Genomic DNA, 12,657 nt, shown 5'->3' with positions numbered 1-12,657 from the left:
AAAATAGAACGTTATTATTAATCTATTCTCTTTCCTAAAATCAAGTATTTATACCTATTTTTTAATCGGGTATCAAAAATAGTGCACTATATCGGCCAATTTAGTCAAAAAGACAGCATAACTCAGCTAAAATCGCGAACTGATAAAATGGAAATCTTGTACTAAAGAGAGTTTTAAAGCGCTATTTTGTGCGCACCTTCAAACTTTAATAGATGATCTTTGTTTGTCGCTTGGTAGGGTTTTATCATGGAAATAACCCAGTGGCTTACTAAGGTATAACATGGCTTTTGAACAACTTTTAACTGGCAAATTACTTAGCGAATTTAAAACCATCTCTGCAATGGTCGAAATCTACTGTAAAGCTCACCATAAAAGTACTGGCGGGGAAGTTTGTCAGGACTGCCAAGAATTCAAAGAATATGCTCATACGCGCTTAGACCGGTGCCCATATGGGCAAGATAAGCCAACCTGTAATAAATGCCCAGTACATTGTTACAAACCACATATGAAACAAAAAGCTCGCGAAATAATGATATTCGCAGGCCCTAGAATGTTACTTCCGCATCCTATTATGGCTATTAGGCATTTACTATCCGAGCGTAAAGATGCGCCAGGCAAGCCACCAGCAGAATCTTCAAACAGGCACCTTCGCATTAAAGTGAAATCTTAAAGCTAGTCTTCAAACCACTGCTATTTTTAACTCTGTAGGCTACAGAGCGCTTCTATATCTAGCTAATTATTATTAGAAAACCTCCCTTAGCGCGCGATATTTTAAAATAGTGTCATGCGCTTTCTTGTCGTATCTAAGATTCACTACTAGACTTTCGGAAAGTAAACGGATTTATTTGAACAACGTCGCAGTATAAATTATTGCTCGTTGGGAATAATCAGCATGGAGGCTGCAGCTTTGATTAAAGAGATCCTGCTCGTAGAAGACAACAAAGTTATGTTGTTGATGATGTCACAGATGCTGTCCTCTCGTGGGTATCAAGTCGTGACTGCAAAACACGGCCTAGATGCACTCTCCCAACTTGAATCACACCCCAACATTCAACTGGTTCTTAGCGACTGGATGATGCCGGAACTAAACGGCATCGATCTTTGTTATCGACTTAAATCACCAGAATTTGGACGCTATATCTTCTTCGTGCTTCTTTCAGGACGAGACGATAAAAAATCAATTGTGGAAGGTATTAATGCTGGTGCTAATGACTTTGTAGCAAAAGATACCAACATCGATGAGCTTGACGCTAGGCTAAAAGCAGGTTTTAGAACACTCGAATTACACAATGAGCTAGTGGCAAAAAATATCGAACTCGATCGAGCTTACGCCACCATTAAGCAAGATTTGGAATCGGCCAGCGAACTCATTCAACGTATGCTACCAAACCAAACAAGCTTTAAAGGCACTGAAATCAATTACACCCATATCCCCAGTGCACAGATTGGCGGCGACATGCTTGGCTGCTTGCAACTAGACGAAGAACATATTGCTATCTACCTCTTTGATGTCGCAGGCCACGGGGTTGCTTCAGCTTTAATGTCTTTTTCTATCCAGCAAAGCATTAGCTCAAACTCAGGCACCACGTCCAATGTCAAACGGAAGAAAGAAACCGATCCCTTTTACAGTCTTATTGAACCCAGCGAAGTTATCTCTCATCTGAATCAAAGTTATATCGGCCAAGATCAAAACAACCTGTACTTCACCATGGTGTATGCCGTACTCAACACCAAAAACGGCATACTTACCTACGCCTTTGCCGGCCATCCACCGATGATCTGGTTGAAGAAATCGCAGAACTGCAGTGAGTTTATCGAACAAGACAGCTTTGTTGCTGGCATGTTCGACTTTGCAGAATACAAAACAGAACAAGTGCAACTAATGCCGGGCGATAGAGTGTTTCTCTATTCTGATGGCATTACAGAAGCGGAAGATAGGTATAAAAATCAGTTCGCAGAAGCTGGCTTGAAGCAGCTCGTTTTAGCACAGAGCAATACCCCTAGAGACCAACAAACTGACAGCATAGTTAGCACAGTAAGTGCTTGGGCTGGCACAACACAGTTTGATGATGATATCAGTCTGCTTGCCCTTGAGTGGCAAGGCGAATAGAGAGGAAACACTATGCAATTCGATATTATAGAAAAAGGCCAGTACACCATAGTTCAAATCAATGAAGGTCGTTTTGATGCAAAACTAGCCCCTGCATTCAGGGAGCAACTAGAGCAAATAAAAGGCAACATTCGTGAACATCTAGTGCTGGATTTAGGTGAGGTGCGCTTTATGGATAGCAGTGGTCTAGGAGCAGTAATGGGTGCCTACAAGATGCTGCGTAACACCAAGATAAGCATTGTTAATCCTCAAAAACCTGTGACTGATCTACTCAAACTTACCCGTATGGACAAGTTAATTCTCAGCCACCCAACAATTGAAGATGCACTGGCTCCAACCGCTTAAAGAGGTAGATGTTATGAAAGGAATGATCTTAGCCGCAGGGAAAGGCACACGTATTAAGCCAATATCTTATGCTATTCCAAAACCTATGGTTCCTATTTTGGGGAAACCCGTAATGGAGTCAATGATCCAGCTATTCGCCAAAAGCGGGATTGATAAAATAGTTATAAATACTAGTCATTTAGCCGAAATTATTGAGAACTACTTCGGCGATGGTCACCATTTCAATGTGCAGCTTTCCTATTCCTATGAAGCGACTGAAGTTGACGGTAAGTTTGTAAGTCAAGCACTCGGTTCAGCTGGCGGCATGCGTAAAGTACAGGATTTCTCCGGCTTCTTCGATGAAACATTTGTGGTGGTTTGTGGCGATGCATGGATTGATCTCGATCTTAAAGCGGCGGTAGAACACCACAAAAAACATGGTGGGATCGCGACCATTATTACTCGTGAAGTTCCCTCTTCTGAAGTGAGTAAATACGGTGTTGTAGTCACAGATAAATATGAGCAGGTCGTTAGTTTTCAAGAAAAGCCGTTAGAGTCAGAAGCACTGTCGAATAAGATCAATACGGGGATCTATATTTTTGAACCTGCCGTGTTTGACTTTATTCCTAAAAATGCTGAGTTTGATATTGGTAGCGATCTCTTCCCACTATTGGTGGAAAGAAAAGCTCATTTTTATGCCGTTAACATGGATTTCCAGTGGTTGGATGTCGGTAAAGTTAAAGATGTTTGGGAAGTAACCAGCGATATCCTGAACGGTAAAGTAAAAGGGTACCCAATACCAGGTACTCAGCTCGCACCTGGTGTTTGGGTCGGTATTAATACTCAAATAGATATCTCTAAATGTAAGATCACGCCTCCTGTCATTATCAGTAGCGGCTGCGAAATTCAAAATGGCGCGACCATCATAGGTCCTGCTGTTGTGGGGGCGAATTGCAAAGTCGACGCTAAGAGCCTAGTTAGCAATACCCTCATTTGCGATTACATCCATCTCGCTGACGATGCTTACATAGTGAACAAAACCATGTTTGGTGACTACTTGCTCGGTCACGATGGTTACACCCAGCTGTTGGCCGATTGTCAGTATGTGCATATTTTGCAAAACCGTAATGTGTCCCGGCCTTTAACAGGGCAAGCCAGTATCGACGATATCTATAACACACGGCAAACTCCGACGGCTAAACCGGTGCCGCTTCAACAGGTGAAATAAGGTCTACTTATGGATGTGAACACAAGGACGTTTCACAAAGAGTATCTCAGTAGCTTAGAGGCATCTAGAGAGGTCGCGGAAGACATAGTCCCTTACTGGAATAGCCTGGGGGTTAGCGAACTGATTATAGGCCAAATGGAGCTTTGCCTGGTTGAGGTTGTCAACAATGTTTTTGAGCATGCCTACAGCAATACCGAGGGCGATAGGTTTGAAGCTAAATCCTATCTGACTCCAGCTCAAAACCTGATTATAGAGATCTCTGATTTTGGTCACTCGATGCCAAGCGGTGTGCTTGAGGAGCTATTAAGTGCAGATTTTGTAGAACCGGTAGCCGATGACCCTGAAACTTGGTTGCAGAGCAAACGAGGGCTGAAGATCATTCAGGAGTTATCAGACAAGTTAGAGTACTTTTCACACCAAAACCGTAACACATTAAAGCTACAAAAAAGCGCAAGCTGAACCAACATAAATTGCCGTTCAGCCTATGCGGCACAACCTAAGGTAGCAACAAGATAAAAGCACCTTAGTCAAAACCGATAAGTGCATGGAGAATAGATAAATGGACTTTTACTTCAGCGAGTTTGAAAAGCGAACTCCACCGCAACCTGCAAGCTATAGCGCATCAAGAGAGTTGCTATATCAATACTTAGCGACCTGTAATATTGCGCTCGGTATTTGGTATCTAGTGTGGCGCTGGGGGTTTGCGCTCAACTACGATGCGATGTGGTTTTCGCTGCCGCTGGCTTTTGCTGAGTCCTGTGCCTTTGTCGGCTCAGTGCTGTTTGCTTTTAACTTATGGAAAACCTCTGACGAACCCATAAAAAGCCCACCAGCCACGATAAATGAATGCATTAACGAGCCCATGGATGATAGACCCATTGGGGTCGATATCATGTTCCCCACCTATGATGAAGAGCCTGAATTAGTCGCTCTTAGTATCCGAGATGCCTTAAATGTACGTTATCCCCATGAAATAGAAACTCGGATTTTTATTCTTGATGATGGCCGTCGCCCTGAGATGGCACAACTCGCCGCCGACATGGGAGTCGAGTACATCACTCGTGATAATAATGTCGGCTACAAAGCTGGTAATTTGCGTAATGCACTTGAACAAACCTACGGTGACTTTATTGTTATTTGTGATGCCGATACCCGTCCTTTTCCGAGCATTTTAGAAAACACCTTAGGTTACTTTAAAGACCCCGATGTGGCTTGGGTACAAACACCTCAATGGTTTTTCGATCTACCCGCTGGCGAGAGATTGCCAGCTTGGCTCAAAAAACGCCTAGGCACACCGATTAGCTGGTTAGGCAGTGCATTTGAGAAAATCTATGGCCCAGTTACACTTGGGCGCGATCCCTACGCTAACGATCCGCAGATGTTTTACGACGTCATTCAGCGACGCCGTAATTGGGCCAATGCCTCATTTTGCTGTGGCGCAGGCTCAATACATCGCCGCGAAGCCGTTATGGAAGCTGCGCTGAGAAGTTATAGCCAACAGATCAGCAAAGAGCATGAAGAAGTAGAAAAGCAGATCCGTAAGCTTACTAAGGAGAAGAGTGTCGATAAGAATATCTCCGCTAATCTACGCCAAGAAATTATCTTCGATACAGAGTTCACTCCCTATAAGTTTCATGTTTCCGAAGACATCTACACCTCGCTTATTCTTCACGGTGATACCGAACGAGAATGGCGCTCCATTCAACATCCTCAAATCGAAAGCAAAATGCTATCTCCCCAGGATTTACAGAGCTGGACAGTACAACGCTTTAAATATTCAGGCGGCTCGATAGATATCTTCATGAATGATAACCCGCTATTTAAAAAAGGCATGAGCCTAAAACAGAAACTGATGTATGGCGCCAGCTTTTGGTCCAATCTATCCGCTATTTGGAACATTATCTTCTTGGCCTGCCCAATAGTGTACTTCCTTACCAGTATCGCCCCCGTTAGCGCCTACGACACTACGTTCTATATGCACTTTCTACCTTTTGTTATTACTGCAGAACTCGCGATGATGGTAGGTACCTGGGGAGTTGCGGGTTACCAAGGTAAAACAAACTTCCTCTCCTTTTTCCCAGTTAACTTGCGCGCGCTATGGACAGTACTGCGAGGCAAGAAGATAAGCTTCCCTACGACTCCAAAGAGCCGTCAACAAGGACTATTTCTTCACTTAGTGATCCCACAAATTGCTGTTTTCGCATTGAGTCTAGGCAGCATGGCTTTTGCTTGGTACGCATACAGCAGTGGCTCATTTGGCAGCTACTCTCTCGGAGGACTTATCCTCAATAGTTTTTGGACTATCAATAACATGATGGCTATGTGGGGCATGATTGCCGCTGCATGCTGGTCACCACCTGCGGATGATGTGCCCACCACCGTTGAAACAACCAAGGAGTTAGATTATGGAATCGAGTAGCTCATTTGTAAAAGCCCGTCACCATATCGTGTTCTTAGCAGGGCTATTTACAGCACTCGCCATCGCTTTCACTATCGAAACCCGTGAATACAATCAGGTGATGGGAAATCTCTCCTTCACCTCTTCTGAACCGATACCGTTTAGGGAGAACCGGGTATTGACTGATCAAGAGTATCAATGGGCTGAAATCGCTTGGCGCTATTTTGAGAATAACTATCAAGACAATACAGGCTTAGTCAATTCAGTGGATGGCTACCCTTCAACAACTATGTGGGATACAGCCTCCTACCTAATGGCACTTATCTCTGCCCAACGGCTGAATGTGATCACTTACGATGAATTTAACTTAAAGATGGAAAAAGCCTTAACAACGCTATCGCGGATCCCACTGGTAAAGGATGAATTACCCAATAAAGCATACGATACGCAAACACTAAAAATGGTGGATTACACTAACAAGCCCACCGCCGACGAATATGGCATAGGGTGGTCTGCCATCGATATCGGCCGTATTCTGGTGCCGATGAATATCCTCATCTGGCAATACCCTAAATTCAATAAACAAGTAAACAGCGTATTACAGCATTGGAAAATTGGCGTGATGACTCAAAACGGCTATATGTTCGGCTCAAGACCAGCCAAATCCGGACCGGGGCTTGATTTAGTTCAAGAGGGTCGAATAGGCTATGAAGAATACGCATCCAAAGCTCTAAGTTTAATGGGGCGAGATGTATTCAATGCACTAAAGTATGCGGATTACCTCAAACTCATCGAAATAGACGGCGTCGATATCCCCACTGATAGCCGAGACCCTGCCAAGTATCATGCCCATAACTATGTGGTGAGTGAATCCTATATTCTCGACAGCATTGAGTTCGGCGCAGATAGTGTCTCCAGAATTTTTGCCTTTAGGGTCTATAAGGCACAAGAACAACGCTATAAACGCTCAGGCATAATCACCGCAGTCAGTGAAGATCATATTGATCAAGCCCCCTACTTCGTATACAACACAGTGTTTTCTGATGGTAAAAAGTGGAACGCGATTACCGATACTGGTGATGACGCCTCTGACTATAGAACCCTTTCCACTAAAGCAGCATTCGGCTGGTATGCACTTTATGACACCCCTTATGCCGATAAACTGATTACAGGTGTCGAATCACTCTATTCAGATAATAAAGGTTGGTACTCAGGGCTGTATGAGAAAACAGGCGAAGCTAACACGGCAATTACTGCCAATACCAATGGAATCGTCTTAGAGTCGCTAGCCTACATCCAATATGGCGCTTTACTCAACGTCGGCGTAGAAGACCAATTATAAAGGGAAGCCTATGCAATTTATTATAATTCTATGTGTCGCTCTAATACTCGTTGCATGCGGTAATAGCTATCAAGGCTTTTCAAATGACATAGTTAAGCGCCACACCCACTGGGATGTGCCCGAGCAACGTTCAGGTGAATTAACAGAGCAAGAGATGGAGATGGCCACCATTGCATGGCAGTACTTTGTCAATAATTACCAAGAGTCTACAGGTCTGGTTAATGCGGTAAACGATTATCCCTCGGTCACTTGGTGGGATGCTTCATCTTATTTGGCAGGCATGGTCAGTGCCCTTGAGTTTGGCATTATTGAAAAAGAGGAGTTCGATCGCCGCTTTATTCGTTTTGTTGCCACGCTCAATACCCTAGATCTTTTTATGGGCGAGCTGCCAAACAAAGCTTATAACACCCAAAATGCTGCCAAAGTAGACTATGCCAACCAACCTGGAGAAATCGGTTACTCAGCGCTCGATCTGGGCCGATTATTAATTTGGCTGCATATTATTAAGCATCGATTTCCGCAATTTGCGAGTGCTATCGACTCTGCTGTACTACGTTGGAACTTCTGCAATGTTGTCGATGAGACGGGGACTATGTTTGGTGCACTGTTAGAACCTGGCAAACCAGTACAATATTTACAAGAAGGTCGGTTAGGCTATGAAGAGTATGCAGCTAAAGGATTTGAGCTTTGGGGGTTTAACACCAAGCAAGCCTTGATGCCCGAGCCCTATGCCACCATTAACATGTATGGCTACGACATCCCTTACGACACCCGCGATCCACGCAAGCTAAAAGCTCATAGCTACGTAGTGACCGAAAGTTATGTGCTAGATGGAATTGAATTTGGTTGGGATGTCACCTCAGATCGTAGCGCACACGATAATAATTATAGCCATCAGTGGGTCGCAGAATTTGCACTACAGATCTATCGAGTACAAGAGAAACGCTACCAAGAAACTGGCATTATCACCGCAAGAACCGAGCATCAGCTCGACGGCGCACCTTACTTCGTTTACGACACCATTTATACCGATGGCTTTGCCTGGAACACTATTTCAGAAGTGGGTGCTTTCCTACCTCAATACTCAGCTGTTGCGATTAAGGGAGCCATGGGAATGTGGGTGTTGTGGGATACCGAGTATACCGACCTACTATTTGAACATGTCAGCCATGTTTATGATCGAGAGAAAGGTTTTTACGAGGGTATATTTGAGAATGGTACCGGGCTCATTAACACCTTTACTTCAAATAACAATGGAATTTTATTGGAGATTTTACTGTTTAAAAAACAAGGTAAGCTACTACAATATCAATCAACGGTTGCACCTAGCCTTTGGGAAAAAGCACTACAAAGTCCATTTGGATACGAAGGGCAATGCCTACCTAGAACTGCAGCAGCTGACTAGTTCAGCATCCTAACTGGGGTCATATGCTACGACAATGTGTGTTGTTGGTATTACTGCTCAACCTTCAAGCTTGTGGTCTAATATACCAGGGAGTTCAGTCAGGTGTATCTGGAGTGAATGAATCACAACTCATTCGCCAAGGTAGACACGGCGAGCTCACGGAGAAGGAAATGGGTTGGGCCAATACCGCTTGGTTGTATTTTGCCAATAATACTCAGCTCTCTACAGGGCTAGTCAATTCCATTGATAATTATCCCACCATGGATATGACCTCACTGGCAGATTATCTTATCGCGCTACAGGCCGCTCGCCAATTCGAGCTGATTTCAACTAAAGCCCATGATGAACGGCTCACGATGGCGATAGACTTTCTTGTCACAATGCCACTGACACGCCAAGGAGTTCCCAATAAAGTCTATTCAACTAGTGCGGGTAACATGGTGGACTACGGCAATCAACCCTCAGAGTTGGGCTGGTCAGCAATCGATATAGGTCGGTTACTCATCGCTTTGGCGATTACTAAACAGCACAACCCTGAATTTTCTGAGTATATTGATAAGGCCGTTCTGCGCTGGAACTTTTGTGCCTTAGTCTCTGATAAAGGCGAATTATATGGCGGTAATATCAGCAATGGTCAAATCCACAGCTTCAAAGAGGGTCGCTTAGGTATCGAAGAGTATGCTTCCTATGGCTATCTTGATTGGCAAATCATTCCCAAAAAAACGATGATGCTCGAGCCCTATGAAGTTGCAACCATCAATGGTATCGATCTGCTCTTTGATGGCAGAGATCCACGTTTTTTTGATGTGTTAAGACCCGTATTCAGCACTCCATACCTGTGGTTAGGACTTGAGTTTAATTGGGATGATATTGACGACCTAGATTCATTCGACGCGCAGCATACCAATGCCCCTCTCGCCGCAATGGCGGATTCTATCTACCAAGTCCAACAAAGTCGCTGGGATGTCGAGCGCATTTATACCGCGCGCGCCGAACATGTTGTCTCAGGAGAACCCTATTTTGTCTATGACGCTATTTACGCCTTAGGCACACCTTGGATCACAGTCGCTGAAGATGGCAGTAGTCACGACCATTTGGCACTCGTGTCCACCCGAGTCGCTTTTCAAATGTGGGCACTGTGGAAAACAGACTATACCGAGCGACTTATCACGCTAGTCCAAGAGCTTTACCATCCACAACGTGGCTGGTACGAAGGCCGCTATGAAATCTCAAGCGCTTACGAGAAAAGCATTACATTAAAAACCAATGCCGGAGTGCTTGAAGCCTTACTCTACAAGGTCAATGGCAAGCTTTACCAAGCAAAGGAAAATAGGGAATACCGCGACGTACGCTTCAACTCCCGCTTTGACCACCCAGGTAAATGCCTATTGGAGACCTTCGATGACACATAAATATCACTTAATACTTGGGTTGGCATTACTCGCACTACCTGTCAGTCAGTCTATTTATGCTGAAGCGCTAAAGCTAGATTTGCGTGCCTTTAGCAAAGGCAACTACCTACTGGCAAAGGGCCGCTACCCACAAACAGCTGCCCATTGGCATCAACTGAGCGTTATGCTTCTGAGTAATCCCAAAAAAGTCTCCCAGCAGGAGATGTGGCAATCTGCTGGCCTTGCGGCCTCATTGGCAGCAATCGCAGCCGATAAAGCCGAAGATCCCATCGCCTATCAGTACTGGTCCGATAGTACCCGTTACCTACTAACCGGCGGTACCAATTGGTCGCAGGTACAGCAGATGCTGCACCAACGATTAGAAACTGCAAATACACAATTGTCCGTCGCCATGCAGGTGACAGATGTTACAAGTGGCATTGATGAAAACCTTGATATAGAGCTCACTGCACTACAACTGTGGCAGGAGAAGTTAAACTTATTTGTCTTTACCGCCCCAAAGCTTGGACTTAATCGTTATGACTCAGAATTCAACACTGGTACGAGCCAGCCATCGCCAGCAGTAAATCAACACACAACACAATCACAACAGCCTAAAACGGGTAAGAAACTGTCAGGTTATGAATCAAACTTCTCCCAAAGCCCCTCTTTTATCCCAGCTACAACTGTAGTTGAAACAGCGGAGCCCAAATCTCAGGATAAGCAGGAAGATAATCTGATAAATGCATCTGATGCGGGTCTTTCCTCCGCAGCACAAACCCAAGAGACAACCCCTGAACCCAAATTACCTGCAGAGGATGGCGCTCCTAATGCTAACCCTCTAGGAATAGGTAATATCAATCAAACTCAAGAGATCAAAGTTGAGTCTCTGCAAAAGCGGCAAATAGAACCTGTACCTGTAACGAAAGAGGATAAAACTAACGACACATCTACTGATAGCACTATCAGGAGTAATGAAGAATCGCAATTACACTAGAAAATGAAACATTTACAACATGACAGGCTAGACAAGCACGGACTGAGCACTATAAAACTCGACTAAAAATGTTTATCGTCTTGCTGTTTAAAAGATCTGTGACTACATTTTAATAAGCTCACGGTCATTACGATTTAAACCGTAGGGCGATCGGGAAGAGTTAATCAATGAAAGGATTCATTATGAAAATGCATAAAGAAGATCTCGAACAAATCTACCGCTCTGCTAGCAACCAATTTGACCTAACCGAATCCTCTCATCAGATTTGTCTCCTTGAACTAGCAGATTCTTTACTCGATCTAAAACAGACCTCCCCTGCACAGCTTTCCGCATTGGCTCAAAAAGAGGATTGTCCGCTGGCATTCAAGCTAGCAGTAAAGCTAGTGCAATCACGCAAATACTTAAAACAGATCAGCAAACCTATCTCCATTGGAATTGTCTTTGCCATGTGGGGTGAGCACCACAGGTTACTAGAAAAGAGTCCTTCGAATATCAACGGTGAAAACTCTTTGCTGACCAAAGTCACTCAACTTAATTGGGCATGTAAAGGCACCAAGGTAAATTGGCAACTTTACCCTGTTGACGACGGATGCCCTCACGGCAGTTTCACTATAGCCAATCGCATAGCAAGCAGAAGTTCACAACCAGAAAAGATATCGGTACTCAACCTCAAAGACGGCATTTCTGCGACTAAGGGGCCACTCGCTAAACTCAAAAATGTAGATGACTCCAGAAAAGGCGGCGCTATTATTCATGGCTGCATGCAAGCGCTAGACGATGGCGTAGATGCAGTGATCTATACCGATGCAGACAACTCAGTGCATATGGGACAACTCGGGCTCATATTAGCTCCATTTGTCGCGAACAACGCTCAGGTTGTACTGGGTAACCGTAAAGACCCGCTGTCTATCTTAGTCAAACAAGAGCAGCGCTGGGGGATCGGCATTAAAACCCTTAGACATATGCAAAGAATGGTTGGCTCAGCCATTTTTTCACAAGGAATTTACGACACCCAAGCAGCTTATAAACTCTTTAGTCGTGAAGCGTTAGTTACTATTCTCGAGCAGCCGACCGTATTTGACTTCTCCTTCGATACCGACTGGATTTTAGCTGCGATGCAACAGCAACAGCATATTGCCACCGTACCTTTTGCTTTTATCGACTCAGCTGCAGAGTCGGCCTCTATCACCCAGGGTCCGATGAGTACTTGGTTAACGTTACTGCAAGGCTTAGTAAAAGCACTACGTGCAAGAGGGGCTGATTACAATCAAGAGATGGCACAACTCATCGACAAAGAGATAAAAACGGCGGAAGATTTAGATCGCATCATTGACCTATTACCAGAAGAGCTATTACACGCCAGTGACGCTGAGCTTGGTAACCCTCAACTGATGAGCCCTGCAGCATTAAAGCAGTGGTTGAGTAAAGTAAGAGCCGAGCAACTCGCGACCATAACTTAGCA

11 protein-coding genes are annotated in these 12,657 nt (G+C 44.5%); all 11 read left to right on the top strand.

Features of this window, described 5'->3' with window-relative positions; translation table 11 throughout:
- Nucleotides 1–280 precede the first annotated feature (280 nt).
- The 11 genes from SWP_RS09685 (at nt 281) to SWP_RS09635 (ending at nt 12,655) form a co-directional block, all read left to right on the top strand.
- Nucleotides 281–670: a nitrous oxide-stimulated promoter family protein gene (locus SWP_RS09685; protein WP_020912284.1), complete on the top strand. Its 390-nt coding sequence runs from the start codon at nt 281–283 to the stop codon at nt 668–670.
- A 222-nt stretch (nt 671–892) separates the two neighbouring features.
- Complete coding sequence (locus SWP_RS09680) at nt 893–2,110, top strand: SpoIIE family protein phosphatase (protein ID WP_048908463.1); 1,218 nt, start codon at nt 893–895, stop codon at nt 2,108–2,110.
- Nucleotides 2,111–2,122: 12 nt separating this feature from the next.
- Nucleotides 2,123–2,455: an STAS domain-containing protein gene (locus SWP_RS09675; protein ID WP_020912282.1), complete on the top strand. Its 333-nt coding sequence runs from the start codon at nt 2,123–2,125 to the stop codon at nt 2,453–2,455.
- A 13-nt stretch (nt 2,456–2,468) separates the two neighbouring features.
- Entirely contained in the window at nt 2,469–3,662 is a 1,194-nt protein-coding gene (locus SWP_RS09670; RefSeq protein WP_020912281.1) for a nucleotidyltransferase family protein, read from the top strand.
- Between the two features lie 9 nt (nt 3,663–3,671).
- Nucleotides 3,672–4,121: an ATP-binding protein gene (locus tag SWP_RS09665; RefSeq protein WP_020912280.1), complete on the top strand. Its 450-nt coding sequence runs from the start codon at nt 3,672–3,674 to the stop codon at nt 4,119–4,121.
- Between the two features lie 100 nt (nt 4,122–4,221).
- Nucleotides 4,222–6,081 (top strand): glycosyltransferase family 2 protein, encoded by a 1,860-nt coding sequence (locus tag SWP_RS09660; RefSeq protein WP_020912279.1) that lies wholly within the window; start codon nt 4,222–4,224, stop codon nt 6,079–6,081.
- On the top strand, nt 6,068–7,402 hold the full coding sequence (locus SWP_RS09655) for a DUF3131 domain-containing protein (protein WP_020912278.1): 1,335 nt from the start codon (nt 6,068–6,070) through the stop codon (nt 7,400–7,402). The genes SWP_RS09660 and SWP_RS09655 overlap by 14 nt, the downstream gene beginning before the upstream one ends.
- Before the next feature lie 10 nt (nt 7,403–7,412).
- Nucleotides 7,413–8,807: a DUF3131 domain-containing protein gene (locus tag SWP_RS09650; protein ID WP_044555817.1), complete on the top strand. Its 1,395-nt coding sequence runs from the start codon at nt 7,413–7,415 to the stop codon at nt 8,805–8,807.
- Nucleotides 8,808–8,920: 113 nt separating this feature from the next.
- Nucleotides 8,921–10,219 carry a DUF3131 domain-containing protein gene (locus tag SWP_RS09645; RefSeq protein WP_228371128.1) on the top strand — a complete coding sequence of 433 codons (1,299 nt, stop codon included), beginning with the start codon at nt 8,921–8,923 and terminating at the stop codon, nt 10,217–10,219.
- Nucleotides 10,209–11,195, top strand: coding sequence for a hypothetical protein (locus tag SWP_RS09640; protein WP_020912275.1), 987 nt, complete (start codon nt 10,209–10,211; stop codon nt 11,193–11,195). Before SWP_RS09645 ends, SWP_RS09640 begins: the two co-directional genes overlap by 11 nt.
- 182 nt (nt 11,196–11,377) lie before the next feature.
- A complete protein-coding gene (locus SWP_RS09635) occupies nt 11,378–12,655 on the top strand; it encodes a glycosyltransferase (RefSeq protein WP_044555816.1) in 1,278 nt (425 codons plus the stop codon).
- Nucleotides 12,656–12,657 lie beyond the last annotated feature (2 nt).

The sequence above is a fragment of the Shewanella piezotolerans WP3 genome (genome assembly GCF_000014885.1).
Lineage (GTDB): Bacteria > Pseudomonadota > Gammaproteobacteria > Enterobacterales > Shewanellaceae > Shewanella > Shewanella piezotolerans.
The sequence above is the reverse complement of the archived record's forward strand: the minus strand, read 5'-3'. Positions and strand labels throughout refer to the sequence as shown.